21 protein-coding genes are annotated in these 21,376 nt (G+C 37.5%); 12 read left to right on the top strand and 9 right to left on the bottom strand.

Features of this window, described 5'->3' with window-relative positions; translation table 11 throughout:
- Window positions 1-4: 4 nt before the first annotated feature.
- From H561_RS0111640 to recJ, 6 genes are all read right to left on the bottom strand, one after another.
- Window positions 5-853 (bottom strand): alpha/beta hydrolase, encoded by an 849-nt coding sequence (locus H561_RS0111640; protein WP_027387174.1) that lies wholly within the window; start codon window positions 851-853, stop codon window positions 5-7.
- Window positions 854-1,015: 162 nt separating this feature from the next.
- On the bottom strand, window positions 1,016-3,286 hold the full coding sequence (locus H561_RS0111635) for a TonB-dependent receptor domain-containing protein (protein WP_027387173.1): 2,271 nt from the start codon (window positions 3,284-3,286) through the stop codon (window positions 1,016-1,018).
- Between the two features lie 532 nt (window positions 3,287-3,818).
- Window positions 3,819-4,157, bottom strand: a complete 339-nt coding sequence (locus H561_RS0111630; protein ID WP_027387172.1) for a DUF3817 domain-containing protein — start codon at window positions 4,155-4,157, stop codon at window positions 3,819-3,821.
- A gap of 6 nt (window positions 4,158-4,163) precedes the next feature.
- Window positions 4,164-4,967 carry a hypothetical protein gene (locus tag H561_RS0111625; RefSeq protein WP_155845785.1) on the bottom strand — a complete coding sequence of 268 codons (804 nt, stop codon included), beginning with the start codon at window positions 4,965-4,967 and terminating at the stop codon, window positions 4,164-4,166.
- A gap of 5 nt (window positions 4,968-4,972) precedes the next feature.
- Window positions 4,973-5,554 carry a nicotinate (nicotinamide) nucleotide adenylyltransferase gene (gene nadD, locus H561_RS0111620; protein WP_027387170.1) on the bottom strand — a complete coding sequence of 194 codons (582 nt, stop codon included), beginning with the start codon at window positions 5,552-5,554 and terminating at the stop codon, window positions 4,973-4,975.
- Window positions 5,555-5,588: 34 nt separating this feature from the next.
- A complete protein-coding gene (gene recJ / locus H561_RS0111615) occupies window positions 5,589-7,301 on the bottom strand; it encodes a single-stranded-DNA-specific exonuclease RecJ (protein WP_027387169.1) in 1,713 nt (570 codons plus the stop codon).
- Between the two features lie 111 nt (window positions 7,302-7,412).
- On the opposite strand from recJ, the gene H561_RS0111610 reads away from it, so the two are divergent.
- The gene (locus tag H561_RS0111610) at window positions 7,413-8,228 is read left to right on the top strand and encodes a M48 family metalloprotease (protein WP_027387168.1); all 816 of its coding nucleotides are present in this window, start codon (window positions 7,413-7,415) and stop codon (window positions 8,226-8,228) included.
- A 77-nt stretch (window positions 8,229-8,305) separates the two neighbouring features.
- Here the strand turns inward: H561_RS0111610 and H561_RS0111605 are convergent, their stop codons facing one another.
- Complete coding sequence (locus tag H561_RS0111605; RefSeq protein ID WP_027387167.1) at window positions 8,306-9,928, bottom strand: ABC-F family ATP-binding cassette domain-containing protein; 1,623 nt, start codon at window positions 9,926-9,928, stop codon at window positions 8,306-8,308.
- Window positions 9,929-10,043: 115 nt separating this feature from the next.
- Between H561_RS0111605 and smpB the strand changes: the two genes are divergently transcribed.
- From smpB to H561_RS23960, 6 genes are all read left to right on the top strand, one after another.
- A complete protein-coding gene (gene smpB, locus H561_RS0111600) occupies window positions 10,044-10,502 on the top strand; it encodes an SsrA-binding protein SmpB (protein ID WP_027387166.1) in 459 nt (152 codons plus the stop codon).
- A gap of 77 nt (window positions 10,503-10,579) precedes the next feature.
- Window positions 10,580-12,067 carry an OmpA family protein gene (locus H561_RS0111595; protein WP_027387165.1) on the top strand — a complete coding sequence of 496 codons (1,488 nt, stop codon included), beginning with the start codon at window positions 10,580-10,582 and terminating at the stop codon, window positions 12,065-12,067.
- 92 nt (window positions 12,068-12,159) lie between these two features.
- Window positions 12,160-12,900, top strand: coding sequence for a YebC/PmpR family DNA-binding transcriptional regulator (locus H561_RS0111590; RefSeq protein WP_027387164.1), 741 nt, complete (start codon window positions 12,160-12,162; stop codon window positions 12,898-12,900).
- A gap of 55 nt (window positions 12,901-12,955) precedes the next feature.
- Window positions 12,956-13,783 (top strand): UDP-2,3-diacylglucosamine diphosphatase, encoded by an 828-nt coding sequence (locus H561_RS0111585; protein ID WP_027387163.1) that lies wholly within the window; start codon window positions 12,956-12,958, stop codon window positions 13,781-13,783.
- Window positions 13,780-14,751 (top strand): glycosyltransferase family protein, encoded by a 972-nt coding sequence (locus tag H561_RS0111580; RefSeq protein WP_027387162.1) that lies wholly within the window; start codon window positions 13,780-13,782, stop codon window positions 14,749-14,751. The genes H561_RS0111585 and H561_RS0111580 overlap by 4 nt, the downstream gene beginning before the upstream one ends.
- Window positions 14,752-14,866: 115 nt before the next feature.
- Window positions 14,867-15,046 (top strand): hypothetical protein, encoded by a 180-nt coding sequence (locus tag H561_RS23960; protein WP_155845784.1) that lies wholly within the window; start codon window positions 14,867-14,869, stop codon window positions 15,044-15,046.
- Window positions 15,047-15,119: 73 nt separating this feature from the next.
- Here the strand turns inward: H561_RS23960 and H561_RS0111570 are convergent, their stop codons facing one another.
- On the bottom strand, window positions 15,120-15,410 hold the full coding sequence (locus H561_RS0111570; protein ID WP_027387160.1) for a GNAT family N-acetyltransferase: 291 nt from the start codon (window positions 15,408-15,410) through the stop codon (window positions 15,120-15,122).
- A gap of 152 nt (window positions 15,411-15,562) precedes the next feature.
- A complete protein-coding gene (locus tag H561_RS0111565) occupies window positions 15,563-16,312 on the bottom strand; it encodes an RDD family protein (protein ID WP_027387159.1) in 750 nt (249 codons plus the stop codon).
- Window positions 16,313-16,338: 26 nt separating this feature from the next.
- On the opposite strand from H561_RS0111565, the gene H561_RS0111560 reads away from it, so the two are divergent.
- The 5 genes from H561_RS0111560 (at window position 16,339) to H561_RS0111540 (ending at window position 21,333) form a co-directional block, all read left to right on the top strand.
- The gene (locus H561_RS0111560) at window positions 16,339-17,322 is read left to right on the top strand and encodes a stage II sporulation protein M (protein ID WP_027387158.1); all 984 of its coding nucleotides are present in this window, start codon (window positions 16,339-16,341) and stop codon (window positions 17,320-17,322) included.
- Complete coding sequence (locus H561_RS0111555) at window positions 17,306-18,268, top strand: DUF4013 domain-containing protein (protein WP_027387157.1); 963 nt, start codon at window positions 17,306-17,308, stop codon at window positions 18,266-18,268. The genes H561_RS0111560 and H561_RS0111555 overlap by 17 nt, the downstream gene beginning before the upstream one ends.
- The gene (locus tag H561_RS0111550) at window positions 18,261-19,061 is read left to right on the top strand and encodes a DUF4129 domain-containing protein (protein ID WP_027387156.1); all 801 of its coding nucleotides are present in this window, start codon (window positions 18,261-18,263) and stop codon (window positions 19,059-19,061) included. The genes H561_RS0111555 and H561_RS0111550 overlap by 8 nt, the downstream gene beginning before the upstream one ends.
- 2 nt (window positions 19,062-19,063) lie before the next feature.
- Window positions 19,064-20,218, top strand: a complete 1,155-nt coding sequence (locus H561_RS0111545; RefSeq protein ID WP_027387155.1) for a hypothetical protein — start codon at window positions 19,064-19,066, stop codon at window positions 20,216-20,218.
- A gap of 83 nt (window positions 20,219-20,301) precedes the next feature.
- On the top strand, window positions 20,302-21,333 hold the full coding sequence (locus H561_RS0111540) for an AAA family ATPase (protein WP_027387154.1): 1,032 nt from the start codon (window positions 20,302-20,304) through the stop codon (window positions 21,331-21,333).
- Window positions 21,334-21,376: the final 43 nt, after the last annotated feature.

The raw sequence follows: 21,376 nt of genomic DNA, 5'->3' as shown, positions 1-21,376 counted from the left end.
GCGTTTATTTTTTAGCGATATTTTTCAGAAACAGATCAATCTTATCAATTAACAAAGTAGAATTCGGTTGATTTTCCCATGACGTATGCGTTCCGTTAAATTCATAAGATTCATGATACACGTTGTTTTTAAGTAAAACTGAATCTAAAATCCTTTTTTGTGATAAAGGAACAACACGGTCCTGGGTCCCGTAAAATGAAAGCGTAGGGGCTGAGGTTTCATTAATCCAATAGGCCGGACTTCCAGAATTCATTAATGAAATATTGTTTTTAATGATTTTAGGATCAACCAGATTTTTTTCTACGAAGGCATAATCGTCATAATTTTTAAATCCCGGATCATTCAGATCCGCCGGGCCAACGATATTGACAACGGCTTTTATATTCTTATTCTGATTAAAATGATAGGCATACAGCATCGATAAATGGCCGCCTGCGCTGTTTCCGAGAAGAATATAACGAGGTTTGAATTTTAATCTTTTTTCTACATAAGTTATGACACTTTTAATGTCGTCAGTTTGGCTGGGAAGAGCGAAACGGCTGGAAGAAGCCAGGCGGTAATTTATATTGACAAAAATATTATCAGGAAATTTTTTCATTAAGGAATAGGTGAAAAAGGTGAGCTGGGATTTATTACCTCCACGCCATCCGCCGCCGTGAATGATAATAAAAACATCTTTTCCGGCTGGTTTTTCCGGAGTATAAAGGTCCAATTCCTGATCAGGTTCTGTTCCGTATGCAACCTCTTTTTCTATTGTAAAAGAAGAATCTTTATTCAGACCTATGGTTTTCTGTCGGCAGCCTGTAAAAAGCAGCACAAGCAGTATTGGCAAAATATTTATAAAGTTTTTCATCTGTACTTTGTATAATCGAAAGAATATTTTAATCAGCACTATGGATGCAATTATTGTGCTTGTTTTATTGATAAGCTGAAGTAAAGATTTTAAAATAAAAAAACCCGCTGATGACTCAGCAGGTAGATAACAAAATAATATATGAAGAAATGATTGATTGATTTATCTCGTCCTGTTCTTGATGGCATCTGAAGCCGCCTCAATGTCCCTTACTTTTTTCACTTTGCTGTTTCCGAAATTGTACGTAATGCTTACGGTCATATTTCTTCTGAACTGGTCGTTTTTTATATAATTATAGTTTCCGTTATCCTGATAATCCTCGATTTCTACAATATTGGTTCTTAAAACGTCGTTTACATTCACGGCAAAGGTCCATTCGTTCCAGTTTTTCTTGATGCTTAGGTCTAAACTCATCAGGTCTTTCAACATTCCCAATTCAATTTGCTGTTTGTCAACATAGAAGTAATTTACTCCCAGGAACCATGTTTTCTTTTTGTCTAAACGGATCGTGTTGTTGCTGGTAACGATAAAACTCGACGATTTTCTGTTATTAACATAGGTGTCGAAAACCTGTCCTGTTGTAGGGTCTGTATTCAAAGTTCCGTTGTTGATATTGTGCTGAACTCCTGCATTGAAATTCAAAGTCAGATATTGCTTGAAAAAAGATTTCTGAATTCCTAACATCGCAGACATTTCCTGTTTGTCTCCGAAATTTGTACGGATATAAGCAAGTTTTACTCTTTCTACCTGGTTCTTATCCGTATATTTCATCTGTAGAGGAACCTGAGTGATCTGATCTTTCTCATAAGTATGGTTTAAGATCAGGAAATAAGAGTTTTTATACATATAAGTCAGTTCCTGATTATAGGTAGAAGATGCCTTTACGAATGGGTTGTTCTGAGTGTAATTGTCTTCTGTAATAATATTTCTTACAGGATTCAGTTCCCAGAAGCTTGGTCTTCTCATTCTGCTTGAAAATGAATACGAAAGATTATTCTTATCATTAATCGCATAATTGAAACTTAAATAAGGTAACAGGTTATTGTAATTTCTTTCTATTCTCTGATGCTGCTGTTCGGGAATTTCATTAGTTGGGCTGTCTGCAGTTCCCAGACTGTTGGTAATTTCATATCTCGCTCCAACCTTACCGGAAAATTTATCGGAAAATTTCTTTTCAAAAGTAACGTAAACTCCATAAATGTTTTCATCATAGATAAAATGATTAAAATCTGGTTTGGTACTGGTTAGGCTGCCACTTGTATTGTAAGCGAAATTATAATTTTTGGTATCATTATCCGTTTTGGTTTTATTAAAATTACCTCCGGCAGAAAAGGTGAAATCATTTTTAAATTTCTGAATGTAATCTACAGTTCCGGAAAAGTTATTCACAATCTGCGGGATGCTCTGAGTAATTTTTGTTTTTGTTCTCGAAAACCCGCTTGTACTACCAGCTATATCAGACATCAGGGTATTGTTATCAGAATACTGAAATCTTTTATAAATAAGATACGCTGCATTCGCATTGAATTTACTTCCTAAAGAATCCAGCTTTATTTCATAGTTCAGATTGACAGAGTTGTTGTAATTTCTTGCATCTTCCTTATTTTTTGTTCGTGTATAGGTTGTTTCAATGATTCCTTTATCATTAGGCTTGGTTAATGTATTTAATAAATCAATCGTAGAGTTGTAGCTTTTATTGGCCCACGAATTCCATGAAAGTGCCAGGTTGCTTTTTTCAGTTAATTGATAATCAATATTTAAGTAGCCTCCCAAATTTTTATTGGGGTCATCGATATTACCTACCGATTCATTTTTTATATCACCGATTCCGTTTTTCAATACATACGCCTGCGGATTGATATTCTCACCGCCGCTTAAATTAGCATTGATACCCAGCTTATTCTTTCTGTAATTCACAGAGAAACTGGCCTGGCTCGCATTGTATTTATTCTGGCTATTAGACATTCTCATATTTCCGCTGGTACCGTCACTCATTTTCTTTTTCAGGACGATGTTGATGATTCCGTCAGAAGATTCTACCTGATACTCACTTCCCGGAACGGTAATCACTTCAATTTTCTGGATGTTTTCCGCAGGAGTGTTTTTTAAGAACTGCGTTAAAGATTCTGCATCCATATTGGTTTTTCTTCCGTTGATGTAGATCAGCGCGTTATTTTTTCCGGCAATCTTTAAGGCTTTATCATCCGTTGTAGACAGTAGGGGAGTCTGTTTCAGAAGATCAAAAGTTGTATTTCCTTTAGCAACCGGTGAAGCCGCAACATCATATACAAAACGGTCACTTTGTTTTTTGAAAACCTGTTTGGTCAGTGTTACGCCTTCTATGCTTTTTGTTTTTACAGAATCTTGTTTTTTTTCCTGTGCGAAGGTTAGTCCGCTGAAAAATATAGCTGCAATAAGTATTTGAGTTTTCATAATAGTAAGTTTAGAAAGTTTAATAGCTTGTATCTGTTATTATTTTACATTGCAAAGATATATAATAAATTTAGTATCATGCAATACAAAGTACTTAAAATATTTTTAAATTTAGTTTAATAAACTGATTCCCAGTTTGTAAAATTTCAGATTAAATTTTTTGCTTCTTTAGTTCCTGCTATTTATTCAGACAATTCAGACCTGGATTTTGTTACATCATCAAGTAGAATTGATATGAATTTTTAAAAATTTTGTCCATAATTCTGGACGGTATAAAAATTTAGGGATAAAAGAGAAGAGAAAGATTATATAAAAAGTAAATTAGAATAAACTGATTGGAAGGATATTAACTTAAAAATTAAATAACAGTAATTTGAGAAACAAGGAATGAATCTGCCTTAGCAATTTTATTAAGTATTGTTCAACAGGTTTTATCGCCTCAAATTTTATCAATAAGAGGCTGCAGCTGGAATACAGACTAGAAAGAATTCGAAATGTATGGCAAAGAAGAGTTGAAGGCTATTTAAAATAACTATTCCCTGTCGAACCGGGCAAGTTTTTTATCCACCCAGATGGTGGCAAAAGGAAAAAATGCTGACATCAGCGCGAAGACAAAATCTTCATCATCCCAAGTATAGATTTTTCTTATTGCGGGTAAAAACAATAGGTAAAGAGTGAAAAATAATCCATGAATACTACCGACCGTACTGATGTAAACAATCGGAAAAATATTTTCAGGATCCGTACGGATCCAGATCATGGCTGTGAATAAGAAGAACCACGAAACGGCTTCAGCCAGGCAGATCTGCTTAAACCATTTGATATTTTTTTCCTGTGGATATTTTGAGAAAAATTTTTCGATGAAATCCATATGTATTTATTTATAAAAAAATCTTAATCCAATTTTAGATTTTACAGGATATCCTTTATATTTTAAAGGTTCAAATTTACTGGATTTCACGAATTTTTTAATTTCTTTTTCAAAATAGGGTATATATTTTTCATTATTTTCATTGTAAATATGATGATAAAATTTTTCAAATCCTAAAAATTTTCCTGTATTGTCAAGACTTATTATGACTATCGTCTGAGATGTATATGTATTTTTTCTGTAATCATATGCTTCAGGATAAATGAAGTTTTCTGAGAAGTCTTTATTTAAAAGATCTTTTCCTTCAAAGTCCGTGTGAGTTCCTTTGTATTTCCATTCCGTATGTTCATCTTCATCAAAAATTTTTTCCGGGTGCTTTTTGACATATTCTGAAACAGATTTTTTTACAAGATTATCAATGAAATGCTTCCCAAGCTTTTCTGCGGTAAATTTTGTCATATATGCATAGTAACATGAGTTGGGAGCATAACCTCCAACATCACTGCCCATCCATTCTCCACCCCATACTATATGATGTTTTTTTAGAATTTCTTTTAATTCTTCAGAAGGTATAAATAGATCTCTGGAAGGAGCAGCGACGTTGATGTAGAATTTATTCTCAGTCTTAGAATCATTAACTGCTCGTAAAGAATCGGTTTTGCAACGTTCACTGTAATATTCCAGTCTTTCCTTTAATCGCTTTTTAGCCTCCGTTTCTCTTACCGTGTTAATCGAGTCCTCCTGTGATACAATTTGTCCGAAAGCAAAAAACTGTACACAGAAACAGAATAAAGTTAAATAGAATCTCATCCTCATTATTTGTAAAAACTGCTGCCGTCCAGATAATCAAAAACTTCCGGCGGGAGCATGGGGCGTACATTTTTCCCGGTTTTGATCATGCTGCGGATTTCAGTTGCAGAAAGTTCAATGACAGGAGCTTTGATCAGAGAAATATTTTCATGCTGAAGATAATGTGAATCTTTCCCGTTTTCAAAAACTCTTGGATATACGATGATGTGGTGATTTTTAATTAAGGTTTCCGAATTTTTCCATTTAGTCAGGCTCACCAGATTATCTTCACCCATAATAAGGCTGAAAGAGTGATCAGGAAATTTTTCACGAAGATAAGTCAGGGTATCGATCGTATAGCTGGGTTGCGGAAGCGAAAATTCTACATTTGAAGCTCTCATTTTCGGATAGTTCTTAACGGCAAGCTGCACCATATCCAGCCGGTTATGATCTTTTAATAAAGATTTTTTGTCTTTAAAGGGATTCTGAGGGCTTACTACAAACCAGAGTTCATCCATATCTGAATTTTCCAGAATATAATTAGCCAGAATTAAATGTCCGATATGGATAGGATTAAAGGAACCGAAGAATAAGCCGATTTTTTTCATTGTTATTGAAGCATAAATTTAACAGGCAAATAATCTAATCCCTGAATTTTACATCTTTAATATTCAGGTAATGCGTTACATTGCCTTTCCAGTGGTTTTCTTCCAGTGTGAATACCAGATCAAAATGTTTATTCCTGAAATCATCGGCAAACTGCCCAAGTTTAAAGCCTACACATTCAATATTTCTGCCTGTAGATTCCTGTCTGATATAAAACTTCAGGTGGTTGTTGTCCTTCCCCATCGTTTTGATATAGCCCGAAAGCTTTTGATTGGTCAGTGCCAGGATAGGTTTCATATTATGAGGGCCAAAAGGAGCTAATTTCCGGTGGAAGTTAATAAATTCCCGGTTGATTTCATCGATCTTAATTTCAGAATCTATCGTGATACAGGGTTCCTTCTGATGCTCCTTGATTTTTTCGGAAACAATTTTTTCAAACTTTTCCTTAAAAGCACTGAACTTGTCTTTTTCCATTGAAAGTCCGGCCGCTGCATGGTGCCCCCCGAATTTCAGAAAATATTCGGAACACAGATCCAAAGCCTCGTGCACGTCAAAATCAGATACGGATCTTGCAGAAGCTACCATTTCACCGTTGTTTCCGTCTGTAAAAACCAAAGTAGGCTTATAGTAGGTTTCAATCAGTCGTGATGCAACAATGCCGATAACACCCTTGTTCCATTCTGGATGGTATACAATGGTTGTATATTTTGTTTCCTGCTGGGATTCTATTACCTGATTAAGGGCTGAAAGGGTAGAGTTCATATCCAGCTCACGCCTTTCATCATTAAGGTCCATAATGTCACCTACGATCTGATGGGCATGTTTCAGGTTATCCGAAACCATCAGCTCAACGGCAGCTTTCCCGTGGGAAATTCTTCCGGCTGCGTTGATCTTCGGAGCGATTTCAAAGACAATGTTGGATATTTCAAAATGAGAAAGCTTGTCATCGGGGATCAATAATCTCAATCCCAGGTTCCTTGTTTTCCTCAGTGTTTTTAAGCCCAGTTTTGCCAGAACCCTGTTTTCGCCGGTCATGGATACGATATCCGCAGCAATAGAAATGGCAAGGAGATCCGTCAGTTCAAACAGTTCCGCTTCGGGAAGCTTATAGATGGTATTCAGGCCCTGGCATAATTTAAAACCGACACCGCATCCTGAAAGTTCTTTAAAGGGATAGCGGCAATCGCGCCTTTTCGGGTCCAGAACCGCAACAGCTTCCGGAATTTCTTCACCGGGTAAATGGTGGTCGCAGATAACGAAATCAACAGCCAGACTTTTGGCATAATTAATCATATCCAGGGCCTTGATTCCGCAATCCAGGGCGATGATTAATGAAAAGCCGTTTTCTTTGGCAAAATCAATACCTTCAGTAGAAATACCGTACCCTTCGGAATTTCTGTCGGGAATATAAAAATCAAGGTATTTTTTCTGGACAATTTTGCTTAGGTATAAGTACATCAGGGCAACGGCCGTGGTGCCGTCCACATCATAATCGCCGTATACCATTATTTTTTCACCGTTTTCAATAGCATTGGCAATCCGTTCTACAGCTTTCTGCATATCTGCCATTAAAAACGGGTTGTGGATGTCAGTAAGGTTCGGTTTAAAAAATTCTCTGGCCTTTTGATAATTGTCAATTCCTCTCATTACAAGAAGCTTAGATTCAAAGGTTCCAAAACCAAGTGACGAACTTAGTCCATCCACAATCTCTTCATCGGGTTCAGGCTTGTAAATCCATTTTTGACTCATTTCACAAAAATAGGGAAAAAAAACAGCATTCTGAAATCCTTACCTTAAGATTTGATTTTAAGATTGTTAAAAAAATAGTTATCTTCACGATTCAAATTCGAAATAAAAATTATGAAAAAAATTACAGTCTGCCTGATGTTAATCGGGGCGATGCATTTCGCAGATGCACAAAAAATCAATCTTGGGAAAGCGGCAAGTGTTGTTTCCAGCGGTGCCAAAGCTTTGACTTTTACCAATCAGGATGCCATCAGATTATCCAAAGAATCCGTAGAGTGGATGGATAAGAATAATGCTGTGGCAGGTGCTAAAGATCCCTATACCGTAAGGCTTAACAAGCTTTTCGGAAAACACAAAACTCAGGACGGCCTTAACCTTAATTACAAGGTGTACAAAGTAAAAGATATCAATGCTTTTGCCTGTGCTGACGGCAGTGTGCGTGTATTTTCCTCATTGATGGATATCATGACAGACAGCGAGTTACTGGCTGTGATCGGCCATGAAATCGGACACGTTAAAAATCAGGACACCAAAGATGCGATGAAAACAGCGTATCTGAAAGCAGCAGCACTGGATGCGGCATCTTCAGCTTCATCAACGGTGGCTACCCTTAATGACAGTCAGGTAGGAAAAATGGCCAATGCTTTCCTGGATGCTTCCCACAGTAAAAAACAGGAGTCTGAAGCGGATACTTATTCTTACGATTTTATGAAAGCCAATAATTACAATGTGGTAGGAGCGTATACGGCATTTAAAAAATTAGCATTGCTATCTGAAGGCGGTGCTGCACAGTCAGGATTTCAGAAAATGTTTAATTCTCACCCGGACAGCAATAAACGGGCGGAAGCCATTAAAAAGAAAGCTGAAAAAGACGGATTGTGGAAAGATCCGGGAACAGTTAGCCTGCCAACCTCAAAGCTGACAAAATAATTGATATTTATCTATTCAAATAAAAATCCTCAGACTGTTTAGCCTGAGGATTTTTTTATGATCAGTAAAATGAAGTCTTACGAATACATTTTCTCTCTTAATTCCTTTACTTTTTTATCAGCAAGATAATCGTCATAGGCCGTTTCCCTGTCGATAATTCCTTGTGGAGTCAGTTCAATGATTCTGTTACAGACCGTTGAAAGCATTTCGTGGTCATGGGATGATAACAGAAGGTTGCCTCTGAAATTTGACAATGAATTGTTCAATGTCGTGATACTTTCAAGATCCAAGTGATTGGTAGGCTCATCCAATAAAAGAACGTTGGCTTTCTGAAGCATCATTCTGCTGAACATACATCTCATCTTTTCACCTCCTGAAAGCACCTTACAGGATTTTAAGGCTTCATCCCCTGAAAAAAGCATCCTTCCCAAAAATCCTCTCATGAATTCTTCATGGCGCTCTTCATCATTTTTCGTGAATTGTCTTAACCAATCTACCAGGCTGATGTCTTCCTGGAAGAATTTTGTATTGTCTAAAGGCATGTGAGACTGATTGGTCGTAACGCCCCATGCAACACTTCCTTTGTCTGCTGCGCTGTTTCCTGCTAAAATTTCAAAAAACTCGGTGATCGCCAATGAGTTTTTGGAAAGTACAGCCACTTTATCACCTTTTTTAAGGTTCAAATCAATATTTGAAAATAACAGTTCGCCGTCTTTCGTTTTTTCAAGACCTTTTACATCCAGGATCTGATCTCCCGCTTCTCTTTCCATTTCAAAAATGATGGCCGGATATCTCCTTGAAGATGGCTTGATGTCATCGATGTTCAATTTATCGATCATTTTCTTTCTTGCTGTTGCCTGCTTGGCTTTGGCAACGTTTGAACTGAATCGTGCGATGAAATCCTGAAGTTCCTTTTTCTTCTCTTCAGCTTTCTTGTTAGCCTGAGCCCTTTGTCTTGTCGCTAACTGAGAAGCCTGATACCAGAAAGAATAGTTACCCGTGTACAGGTTTAATTTAGCATAATCTAAATCTCCGATGTGCGTACATACCGTATCCAGGAAGTGACGGTCGTGAGATACGACAATTACTGTATTTTCATAATCTGCAAGGAAGTTTTCCAGCCAGGCAATCGTTTCGATGTCAAGGTCATTCGTAGGTTCATCCAGGATCAGTACATCAGGATTTCCAAAAAGCGCCTGAGCCAGAAGGACTTTTACTTTGTCCTGATTTTCAAGTTCGCTCATCATCTGCCAGTGCATACCGTCTTTGATGCCTACGTTAGAAAGCATCGTCTGGGCATCAGATTCTGAGTTCCAGCCCCCCATTTCATCATAAACTACACCAAGTTCACCTGCTTTGATGCCATCTTCATCAGAGAAATCTTCTTTGGCATACAAAGCGTCCATCTCTTCTTTTATTTCAAATAATTTTGTATTTCCTCTTAAAACGGTTTCCAGAACAGTATATTGGTCATAGGCAAAGTGATCCTGCTCCAAAACCGACATTCTTTTCCCTGGTTCCAGAGATACATGTCCTGTCGTCGGATCCTGCTTTCCTGTTAGTATTTTAAGGAATGTAGACTTTCCTGCACCATTTGCTCCGATGATTCCGTAGCAGTTTCCTTTGGTAAACATGATGTTTACATCATCAAAAAGAATTCTTTTCCCGAATTGTAAAGATAAGTTAGATACTGTTAACATATAGTTTGTAAATTTGGCGCAAAAATACGAAAAGAATTTGGGTATTTCGTAATAATGTAATATTCAAGTTTTTAATGTGGGGTATTTTTTATATATTTCATAAAAGAAATTCAAGATGAAGATTGAAAAGACAGTCAGTATAGTAAACAGAAGGGCCCGGTTTGAATATGAAATTATTGAGGAGGTGGAAGCGGGTATGGTTTTAACCGGTACGGAAATCAAATCCTTACGTTCTTCAAAAGCATCTATTGCAGAGTCATTCTGTCAGTTTATTGATGGGGAATTGTACATTATCAACATGATGATTGATGAGTATAAGCTGGGGACATTTTATAATCATAAAACAAAAAGGGAACGGAAATTGCTCTTGCACAAAAAAGAACTGCAGAAACTTGAAAAGAAGTTAAAGGATGCCGGAAATACAATTATCCCTTTAAAACTGTACATCAATGACGGGGGGAAAGCGAAGGTTTTAATAGCTTTGGGAAGGGGTAAAAAGCTCTATGATAAAAGGGAAAGCATAAAAGATAGAGAAAATAAACGGACCCTCGACAGAATATTAAAGAAAAGTTAAAAATCATCTTAAAAACTTTGTTTATAAAGAAAAATTATATTTATTTTGCATTATCAATTATTTAATCATTTAATTCTATGAAAAATCTAAAATTAGGAATTTCAGCATTGGCACTTACTGTTGCTTCTACTGTGTTCGCTCAGACTACCAACAATCCGTGGTTAATCGGGGTTGGTGCTCATGCGGAAAACCACTTGGCACAGGGAAGTAATTTCAGTAATACTTTTGCTGCTAAAAATTTGACGAAGACCATGTTCAATATGAACAACTTCTCTATCACTCCACCATTATCCAAACTTACAGTGGCAAGAAACATCGGTAAAGGTTTGGTTATTGACTGGCAGACTACTGTAGGAAACGTTGAGAACAAGAGATTTAACATGGGTAAAGAATTCATGTTGATGACAGGTCTTGGTTTCCAGGCTAAAGCTGCAGGGCTTTTATGGGATGAAGAATCTTGGTTCGATCCGTATTTAAGAGTAGGTGCTAACTATTTGAGACATGACTATACTTCTCTTACTTTCCCGAGAATGGATGCTAATGGCAACATGGTTTCTAACGGAGAAAACGGTAACGAGAACGGTAAAGCTAACTTCTTTACAGTTGCAGCAGGTGCCGGTGTTAACTTCTGGTTGACTAAAAACTTCGGTTTAGGAGTTCAGGGAGACTATGTATCTACTCCAGCTGATAAATCTAATGTTGCGAACTTCTGGCAGGCTTCTGCTTCCCTTAACTTCAGATTCGGGAACAGAGACAGAGATAAGGATGGTATCTTAGATAAAGATGATTTATGTCCAGATACCCCAGGTTTACCGGAATTCCAAGGATGTCCTGATACTGACGGTGACGGAGTTCCAGATAAAGATGACCAATGTCCAGATGTTGCTGGTCCGGTTGAAAACAACGGTTGTCCTTGGCCAGATACTGATGGTGACGGTGTAATCGATAAAGATGATGCTTGTCCTACAGTTGCAGGTCCTGCTGAAAACAACGGTTGTCCTTGGCCAGATACTGACGGTGATGGTATCTTAGATAAAGATGATGCTTGTCCTACGGTTCCAGGTCTTCCAGAATACAACGGATGTCCTAAGCCTAAAGTTAAAACTGCTGAAGAATTACAAACTACCTTTGGCAGTGTATTCTTTGATTTCAATAAAGCGACTATCAAAGCTGAGTCTAAAGGAGCTTTAGATAATGCTGCTGAGTTAATCAAAAAAGACGGAGGTAACTACTTGTTAGAAGGTAGAACTGATGCTAAAGGTGCTGAAGCTTATAACCTTAAATTATCTAGACAAAGAGCTGCTGCTGTAGTTGCTGCTTTAGATGCAAGAGGGGTAGATGCTAATGCTCTTAAATCTATCGGTGTTGGTGAGGCTAAAGCTACAGTTCCTGAAAAGGCTTCTGATGCTGAAAGACAAGTTGACAGAAAAGTAGTGGTAACAGCTATTGAAGATGCGGCTCAGTGGGAATCTCTTAAAAAGAGAGACTATGAAGATCCGGCTCCAGTAAAAGTTAAAAAGAAAGCTCCAGCTAAGAAAAAAGCTCCAGCTAAAAAAAGAAAATAATTAAATTTTTCTAAATATAATACCCTCAGTTTTCTGAGGGTATTTTTTTTTCGTTGACTTTTAATTAATTTTGTTGAAAATTAAAATTTAAAATGGGAAGAGCATTCGAATATAGAAAAGCGTCTAAAATGGCCCGATGGGATAAGATGGCCAAAACATTCTCTAAAATAGGTAAAGATATCGCACTCGCGGTAAAAGCAGGTGGACCTGATGTAGAAGCAAATCCTGCCTTAAGGAGATGCATTCAAAATGCAAAAGGAGCGAATATGCCTAAAGATAACGTAGAAAGAGCGATCAAGAAGGCAAGTGGTGCAGATGCTGAAAACTATGAAGAAATCAACTACGAAGGTTACGGACAAGGTGGTGTTGCGTTTTTTGTAGAATGTACTACCAATAATACCACCAGAACGGTAGCCAATGTAAGAGCCATTTTCAATAAGTTTGACGGTAACCTGGGAAAGAACGGTGAACTGGCATTTATCTTTGACAGGAAGGGGATCTTTACGCTTGATTTAGCCCAGATTAAAATGGATTGGGAAGATTTTGAAATGGAAATGATCGACGGCGGCGCAGAAGATGTAGAAAAAGATGAAGAGGAGGTCATGATCACTACAGCATTTGAAGATTTCGGTTCTCTTTCCCATAAACTGGATGAACTGGGAATTGAAGCGAAAAGTGCGGAACTTCAGAGAATTCCTAACAATACGAAAGAAGTGAACGAAGAGCAGTTTAAGGCCAATATGAAAATGCTTGAGCGCTTCGAAGAAGATGATGATGTACAGAACGTCTACCACAACATGGAAATCAGTGAAGAGCTGATGAACTCTTTATAAAAATAATATAGCATTCATATACAGTTAATTTTCAATTGGTTTCTTTGTATAAATTATGAAAAGAAACGTTGAATTAGTTGTTATTTCGGATGTTCATTTAGGAACTTACGGATGTAAGGCTAAAGAATTGCTCCGGTATCTTAATTCTATACAGCCTGAAACTTTAGTTTTGAATGGTGATATTATTGATATCTGGCAATTCAAAAAGTCTTACTTCCCTAAGAACCATCTGAAAGTGATCAAAAAGATCCTTTCATTGGCTACCAAAAATACGGAGGTGTATTACATCACCGGAAATCATGACGAGATGTTCCGGAAGTTTACCGATTTTCAGCTGGGTAAACTCAAAGTCTGCAATAAAATCTGCCTCGAAATTAACAGCAAAAAGACATGGATCTTCCACGGCGATGTTTTTGATGCATCGGTTCAGCATTCAAAATGGATTGCAAAACTGGGTGGGAAGGGCTATGACCTTCTGATTGTCATCAATAATGTTGTGAACTGGTTTTTAGATAAAATGGGTAAAGAGAAATATTCATTTTCAAAAAAAATCAAAAACAATGTGAAAAAAGCGGTAAAATACATCGGTGATTTTGAACTGACTGCTTCTGAACTGGCCATTGACAATCATTATGATTATGTCATCTGCGGACATATCCATCAGCCTCAGATCCGTGAAGTGATTAATAAAAAAGGCTCCTGTACCTATTTAAATTCCGGCGACTGGATTGAAAATCTTTCTGCCCTTGAATATCATAATAAAGAATGGAAAATTTTTTATTACGAAGATCATAAACATCTGCTTAAAGATGAAGAAGCAGAGGAAATTCAGGAAGTGGACAATACCGAGCTTTTAAAAATGGTAACCAATTTCACGATATGAAAATCCTATACGCTTTTCAGGGGACAGGAAACGGCCACATAGCCCGGGCACAGGAAATAGTTCCTCTCCTTAAAAAACATGCTTTAGTCGATACTTTGATCAGTGGGCATCAGTCTCAATTAAAAGCTGATTTTGATGTAAATTTCCAGCACAAAGGCGTTTCCCTGCTTTATAACAAAAAAGGAGGTTTATCCTATAGAAAAACACTCACAGGCAATCGTTTTCTGGAAGCGGCTAAAGTCATCAAAGAAATTGAGCTCTCGGGCTATGATCTGATCATTAATGATTATGAGCCTTTAACAGGTTGGGCATGTAAGCTTAACAAGCATCCGATGATTGAATTAAGCCATCAGGCTTCGATGTTATTTAAAGAAACCCCGAAACCTGAAAAGAAAGATTTTTTCGGAGAGCTGGTGCTGAAATATTACGTGCCGAGTAGCAAAAGAATAGGTTTTCATTTTGACAACTATCATCCACAGATTAAAAAGCCTGTGATCAGAAAAAAAATAAGAAACCTCTGCCCTGAAAAAAAAGGGTTTTATATTGTTTACTTACCAAGCTTTGCCGATGAAAATATCATTAAAATCTTAAAGCAGATTCATGTAGACTGGAAGATTTTCTCCGGATACAGCAAAATTCAGTATAAAGATTTCAATGTTGAAATCTTTCCGATTGATGAGGTTCAATACCTGAAGGCTTTTGAAGGCTGTGAAGGGATTTTATGCAGTGCCGGGTTTGAAACTCCTGCTGAAGCTCTTTTTATGAATAAGAAACTGTTTGTCATTCCTATTCATAATCAATATGAACAGGAATGCAATGCCTGTGCGCTGGATAAAATGGGAATCCCGAATTCCAAGGTCCTGAATTTAGAGGAAATACAAAAGTGGGTAGCGTCCGGGCAGCACCTTAAAGTTAACTATCCGGACAATATTGAAGAAATTCTTGTCAATGAGGTCTTAAATTTTTAACAGGACTGATTCTTTTTTTATGCGTAATTTTTCAGATATTAATATTATCAACAAAGAATTATTATATTTACTATAATAAAACTAAGATTTTATTAACACCAAAAAATTAATTAAAATGAAAAGATCAGAAATTCCAGAATTTAAAATTCTGTCTAAAAATGAGTTGAAAAATCTGTATGCAGGAGATAAAAATCCTCCCTGTGTTATTTCATGCTGTGATCCAAAGTTACCTCCATGCGGATTTGTTAATTGCAATGGGGTGCAGTGTCCGGGAGGGCCGGTCCTGCCTAAATAAAATTTATCCATCAGGAAGACCGCTTTTGACGGTCTTTCCTGATGGATGTATAAAGTAAATAGTATTAGTATTCTCAGTTATTTAAAAAAACATCTTCTACATCATTCATTCTGCGCATTACAGCCCTGGCGTAAGAACAGTGAGGATAGACTTTCCAGCTGTTTTCTCTTGCAAACCTGATGGCTTCCTCAACTAAAAATTTTCCCATTCCCCGTCCCTCAAACTCACGATGGACCAGAACGAAAGAAATAACCAGCCTGCTGTCTTCCGGAAAAATGGTATAGGTAAGCCTTCCCACTTCTTTCAGTTCATTACTTAATGTAATGACTCCGCCGTTTCCTGATTTATTATTTTCAAATTTCATATGTTAATATTTACAGAATTAAAATACAAAAACCACACCGATGCGGTGTTGAACAGGATTAGGAGCGTTAAGGCTAATTCTCCAATGTAAAATATAAAATATTACCTTGCTGTCACATTCTTAAAAAGCGACATTTAAATGTTGGATGTATATCAGTTATCCTTGCCGGTATAATAGTTGTAATCTTTAATCACAACCCCGATAAATTGTCTTTCGGTCATTTTTGTCGCATCAATATCTACCTTTAAGATGCTTTTGATCTTATCCGAAAGCTTATTGATAATCTGCCGGTCATCAACCCTTAACGCCTTTAAATAATTGTCTTTGATAATTCTCATATCATTGTCGCTTAAAGCAATAACCTGAGGAAAAGTAGGGAGGTAGCTTTCGTGAATATTTTCTAAAATCGTATGCGAAATGTTGATGTTGTTTTTTAAAGAAATGACTGCTGTCCCGGCTGCCATATCTCCCAGGCGCTGGTTGTTTTTTGAAACGACCATAGAGACCAAGCCGATGACTCCTGCAAAAGAAGTATCAATAATCCTGAATACCCACCGGATCATATAATCTCCCAGACCGGCCTGATAACCGTCTATTTTTACCACACGGATCTTCATTACCTTTTTACCGGGAGTCTGCCCTTCCATCAGGCTTTCAAGAACGACGGGGTAGATCACTATGGGAAAAAGAAGAATGATAAACACGGCCATAACCGACCACTGATCAAGTCCGTTTAGTATATAGCCCATATCAAGCACTTTAAAAAAAATGTAAAAAACGACAATTCCATATGCGATTTTGATCAGAAGATCGAGGATGAACGCAATCATCCGGTCTCCCACACTGGCCGTGCTGAAATTAATATTTACATTTTGTGAGGTATTAATCGCGATTTGAGACATAATTTTTATTATTTTAGCCTTACAATATGAGAGAAGTTTATTTTATTAAACAAAATAAAGAAAAATGGTTGGGAATCGAGCAGGTTATCCAGGGTAAAATTAAAAAAAATCCTGATGACCTTTCGTCGCTGTACATTAACCTGGTCAATGATCTTTCTTTCGCCCAGACGTATTACCCGAAAAGCAATACGACCGTTTACCTGAATCATTTGTCTGCACAGATATTCCAGAAAATCTATAAAACAAAAAGGGTAGAGGAAAACCGGATTCTTTATTTTTTCAGTACAGAAGTACCTTTGCTGGTCTATCAGTACAGAAGGTATTTAGCCTACGCTTTTCTCTTTTTTACTTTGTTTACCCTGATCGGAGTGCTTTCTGCGATATATGATAAGGATTTTGCCAATATCATATTAGGGAAAGACTATGTCAATCAGACCATAGAAAATATCAAATCCGGAAATGCGGTAGGCATATACCAGAGCGGTTCAACCTGGGGAACTACCATCGGAATTATATTCAACAATATCGGAGTGGGGGCCAAGCTCTATATCTATGGAATCTTCGGAGGTGTGGGGACTTTATGGGCGCTTTTATCCAACAGCGTGATGCTGGGAGCTTTCCAATATTTCTTCTATGATTACGGGGCTTTGAAGGATAGTGCCAGGGGAATCTGGCTTCACGGCGTTTTCGAAATATTTTCCATGGTGGTGGAAGCCATGTGCGGATTGATTTTAGGGGCATCCATTTTATTTCCTAAAACTTTTTCAAGATTTAACTCATTTAAAAACGGATTCAGGGATTCCTTTAAGATCTTTTTAAGCACCGTTCCGTTTACGGTCTGTGCCGGAATTATCGAGGGGTATGTGACAAGACATGCACTGAAGATGCCGTTATTTTTAAACCTGATCATTATCTTCGGATCTTTAGCGGTCATAGGATTTTATTATCTCCTGTATCCTTCAATTGTCAATAAAAAAATTAATAACCAGATCAATGATGCAATTATATAAAAAAAGGGATTTCGGAACTTTTATCAGCGACAGTTTCGCTTTTTTTAAAGTATACGGTAAAAATTATTTTAAAAATTTTATTCTCCTGAACGGCTTATTGCTGATTTTGATGGTCATAGTCATTATCTTAGGGTTCAGAGAATTTTTCGGAGTGCTTTTCGGCTCGAATATGAGTGGGGAAAGCTATTATCTTGAGCAGTATTTTACCGATAATCTCGGGCTGTTCATTATTTCAGGAATTCTGCTGTTCATTCTTTACACAGCTTTAATGACGATTAACTTTCTTTTCCCCGTTTTTTATATGAGAAGAATTGCAGAAGGAAGCAAAGATGTAAAAACAGATGATATCATAAGTGATTTCAAAGCTAACTGGAAGAAAGTGATCACTGCTTATTTCGGGTTGACCTTTTTGGTTATGCCGGTTGCGACCGTTATTTTCGGGTTTTCCTACTTCCTGATCATTATCCTGATCGGAATTGTACTGATTCTTTTTGTTGCTCCTACCCTGTTTAACATCATTACATTCCTGTGCTATGATTATTTTAATGGGAAGAGAGGCTTTTTTGAAAGTCTGAGTTATGCGATAAGGGCTCAGTTTTCCTATACAAACGGAAGAGAAAGCTCTCCGTACTGGAAATACTGGGGCTCAACCATTGTTATGGGAATTCTGTTTTATATCGTGAGCGGAGTATTTTCAGCCATTCCTTTGATCTTGTTCATGACAAAACTAACGACTACGGCTCCTGATGCCCAGTTTGAGCAAAACCCTATGACAGGAAATTTCGGGATACTGATATTTTTTCTTTACGGAATTTCTTCATTACTTTCCATGCTGCTGATGAATGTTTTATACATCAATTCGGGATTGATGTATTATGACAGCAGAACAGATCTTCACCAGAAAGTGGAGCTGGCAGAAATAGAAACCATTGGAATCAATGAATAAAATCCTTTTTTTCTTACTGATTTTTTTCTCTGCCGGATATACCTATGCGCAGACAGATGACGATCCGCCGGAGCCATTCGATGAGGTGTATATCGATTCGTTAAATACGGGACATTACAAAAATATGTACCGTGCAGATTCTGTTTTGTCTAAAAATCCGGTGACGGAAAATGAACTGTATCCGAAAAAATTCAAAGAAAATATACCGTCAAGATACAAGGAGAAAGAATTTGACTATACTACTATAAAACCCAGGATGTCTTTCTGGGATAAGCTGATGCAGAAAGTTTACAAAATCATTGAAAGCATTTTCGGTGAAACCGTGTTTGCAAAATCAGGGAGTATTGCCGAAGTGCTGATCCGCCTGTTTGCGATTCTTTTGGTAGGTTTCCTGCTGTATTTTATTATCAGGTATCTCATAGGAAAAGAAGGGAATTTATTTTTTGGAAAGAAAAACAAGAAAGTGAATATCAGGGACGAAGAGCTGCACGAAAATATCCATGAGATCAATTTCCCTGAAAGTATTCTGCAGTTTGAAAGATCCGGTGACTTCCGTTCAGCCGTAAGATATCAGTTTCTGTTTACCTTAAAAAAGCTGAGTGATAAAAAGCTGATTGCGTGGAACCCGGAAAAAACCAATAAAGATTATGTGGCAGAACTGAAAGCTCCCCATCTGAAAAATGAATTCTATAATCTTTCGTATATTTTTGACTATGTCTGGTATGGAGAATTAAGCATCACTGAAGAGAGCTATCTGAAATTTAAAAACCAGTATCAATCCTTTAAACCGTAATCATGAATAAAACTTTCAAAATATATGCTGTGATTTTCATTGTTGTGATGATTATTCTGGCGTTGTTTGAAGTCAATAAAACGGAGCGTACGGACTGGAGGAAAAATTTTGATACCAATCAGAAATCGCCGTTCGGATTATTTGTCTTTACTAACGAAATCAACGATCTTTTTAAAAATAAAGTAAAAAGAATTGACCAGACGCCTTACGACTATTACAACCGGAATAAAAAGAAGCCGCATAATATTTTAGTCATTGAAAATGGTCTTGACAAACAATCGTGGAATAAAATCCTGAGTCAGGTTTCCAGCGGTTCTGATGCCATGGTGATTGTCACTGATGTTCCGAAAGATATTTCAGACAGCATCGGGTACTACGACTCCAAGATCTCTTTTGAAGACGAAAATGTATTAAAACTTACCGATACCAAATATCAGAATGATTTTATTAAACTGGATAAGTTTCCGTCAGGAAAAGGCTTCACATTCGTCAAACCCGGCGTAGAAGTTTTAGGGAAAACCGTTGAAAAAAATAATACAGACCAGGCGAATTTTATTAAGGTCAAGTTTGGGAAAGGAAGTATATACGTTCACTGCGAGCCTCTTTTTATTACCAATTACTACCTGCTGAAACGCGGAAGCGTGCAGTATGCGCAGGATGTTTTTTCGTACCTTGACGACAGGGAAACGGTCTGGTTTGTGAAAAGCAGCTCTAAAACTTCGCAGTTTTTCCTGAGATTTATCCTTTCGAATCCTGCACTGAAATATGCCTGGTGGATATTTCTAGGCGGGTTGGTTTTATTCATTTTCTTCAATGCAAAAAGGAAACAGCGTATTGTTCCGATAGTAGAGCCGTTAAAGAATACCTCGGTAGATTTTGTGAAAAGTATCGGGAATTTATATTTACAGGAAGGTGATTTCCATGATATGATGGCGAAAAAAGCCCAGTATTTCCTGAACAAAGTAAGGATGGACCTTCTTATTGATACCCAGAAGCTGGATGAAGAATTTGAAAAGAAACTTCAGCTCAAAACCGGAAAACCGATGGAGATGATCAGCGAAGCGACTCATTTCATCAAAAAAGCACTGGACCCTTATGCTGCCGTCATGAAAGAGGACCTGGCGAAAATGAATAAACTGCTTGATCAGATAATTTGAGATGTAACGACCTGAATATAATAATGTAAAAATTTTTAATTGGTAAATTGATACACTGTTGTATTGTTAAATTAAATAAAAGTATGGAAAATATTGAAAACCAAAATACAGAGAAGCTGAGTTCTATTAATCTTGACAAAAAAGAAGAACAGTTTGAGTCGAGAATTGATATGATCGAGCTCCGGGCAAGCCTGGATAAAGTGAAGTCTGAAATAGCCAAAGTAATCGTAGGCCAGGAAAACATGGTGGAGCATCTTTTGGCCGCCTTATTATCGAATGGCCACGTCTTGATCGAAGGGGTTCCCGGAGTTGCCAAAACGATTACCGCAAAATTGCTGGCTAAAACAATTGATGTAGGATTCAGCAGGATTCAGTTTACACCGGATCTGATGCCTTCGGATATTTTGGGAACATCGATTTTCAATGTAAAGAATTCAGAATTCGAGTTTAAACAGGGACCTATTTTTTCCAATTTTATTCTGATCGATGAGATCAACAGGTCACCGGCGAAAACCCAGGCTGCCTTGTTTGAAGTAATGGAAGAAAGACAGATTACGATGGACGGGACGCAATATACCATGGATGAGCCTTTTCTGGTGGTTGCCACTCAGAATCCTATTGAGCATGAAGGAACCTACAGGCTTCCTGAAGCCCAGCTGGACCGTTTCCTGTTCAAGATAAATGTAGGCTATCCGACTCTTGAAAATGAAATCACCATCATTAAAAACCAGCACGAAAGCAAGAAAGAAGATAAGACAGAAGGCGTCAGTAAAGTGATTACGTCCCAGCAGCTGAAGAACTACCAGCATCTGGTAAAAGAAATCATTGTTGAGACCCAGCTGATCGAATATATTGCGAAGATCATTGTCAATACCAGAGAAAACCAGTTCCTGTACTTGGGCGCTTCTCCTAGAGCAAGCCTGGCATTGTTAACCGCTTCCAAAGCATTTGCCGCCTTAAGAGGAAGGGATTTTGTAACGCCTGAAGACATTAAAGAAGCGAGTTATGCCGTATTGAGGCACCGGGTGATTGTATCACCGGAGAGAGAAATGGAAGGTTTAACCGCAGACGAAATCATCAGACAGATTTTAGAGGGAATAGAAATTCCGAGATAGAAATAAATGTCGGTTAAGAACTGTCAACTATATTTTTTAGCTT

The organism is Chryseobacterium gregarium DSM 19109, from assembly GCF_000430845.1.
GTDB lineage: Bacteria > Bacteroidota > Bacteroidia > Flavobacteriales > Weeksellaceae > Chryseobacterium > Chryseobacterium gregarium.
Note: the sequence above shows the minus strand (reverse complement) of the source record. Positions and strands in the feature narration are given on the sequence as shown.

Coding starts and splice junctions, on each gene's coding strand:
- H561_RS0111640 (WP_027387174.1), bottom strand. CDS start 853: ATGAAAAACTTTATAAATATTTTGCCAATACTGCTTGTGCTGCTTTTT.
- H561_RS0111635 (WP_027387173.1), bottom strand. CDS start 3,286: ATGAAAACTCAAATACTTATTGCAGCTATATTTTTCAGCGGACTAACC.
- H561_RS0111630 (WP_027387172.1), bottom strand. CDS start 4,157: ATGGATTTCATCGAAAAATTTTTCTCAAAATATCCACAGGAAAAAAAT.
- H561_RS0111625 (WP_155845785.1), bottom strand. CDS start 4,967: ATGAGATTCTATTTAACTTTATTCTGTTTCTGTGTACAGTTTTTTGCT.
- nadD (WP_027387170.1), bottom strand. CDS start 5,554: ATGAAAAAAATCGGCTTATTCTTCGGTTCCTTTAATCCTATCCATATC.
- recJ (WP_027387169.1), bottom strand. CDS start 7,301: ATGAGTCAAAAATGGATTTACAAGCCTGAACCCGATGAAGAGATTGTG.
- H561_RS0111610 (WP_027387168.1), top strand. CDS start 7,413: ATGAAAAAAATTACAGTCTGCCTGATGTTAATCGGGGCGATGCATTTC.
- H561_RS0111605 (WP_027387167.1), bottom strand. CDS start 9,928: ATGTTAACAGTATCTAACTTATCTTTACAATTCGGGAAAAGAATTCTT.
- smpB (WP_027387166.1), top strand. CDS start 10,044: ATGAAGATTGAAAAGACAGTCAGTATAGTAAACAGAAGGGCCCGGTTT.
- H561_RS0111595 (WP_027387165.1), top strand. CDS start 10,580: ATGAAAAATCTAAAATTAGGAATTTCAGCATTGGCACTTACTGTTGCT.
- H561_RS0111590 (WP_027387164.1), top strand. CDS start 12,160: ATGGGAAGAGCATTCGAATATAGAAAAGCGTCTAAAATGGCCCGATGG.
- H561_RS0111585 (WP_027387163.1), top strand. CDS start 12,956: ATGAAAAGAAACGTTGAATTAGTTGTTATTTCGGATGTTCATTTAGGA.
- H561_RS0111580 (WP_027387162.1), top strand. CDS start 13,780: ATGAAAATCCTATACGCTTTTCAGGGGACAGGAAACGGCCACATAGCC.
- H561_RS23960 (WP_155845784.1), top strand. CDS start 14,867: ATGAAAAGATCAGAAATTCCAGAATTTAAAATTCTGTCTAAAAATGAG.
- H561_RS0111570 (WP_027387160.1), bottom strand. CDS start 15,410: ATGAAATTTGAAAATAATAAATCAGGAAACGGCGGAGTCATTACATTA.
- H561_RS0111565 (WP_027387159.1), bottom strand. CDS start 16,312: ATGTCTCAAATCGCGATTAATACCTCACAAAATGTAAATATTAATTTC.
- H561_RS0111560 (WP_027387158.1), top strand. CDS start 16,339: ATGAGAGAAGTTTATTTTATTAAACAAAATAAAGAAAAATGGTTGGGA.
- H561_RS0111555 (WP_027387157.1), top strand. CDS start 17,306: ATGATGCAATTATATAAAAAAAGGGATTTCGGAACTTTTATCAGCGAC.
- H561_RS0111550 (WP_027387156.1), top strand. CDS start 18,261: ATGAATAAAATCCTTTTTTTCTTACTGATTTTTTTCTCTGCCGGATAT.
- H561_RS0111545 (WP_027387155.1), top strand. CDS start 19,064: ATGAATAAAACTTTCAAAATATATGCTGTGATTTTCATTGTTGTGATG.
- H561_RS0111540 (WP_027387154.1), top strand. CDS start 20,302: ATGGAAAATATTGAAAACCAAAATACAGAGAAGCTGAGTTCTATTAAT.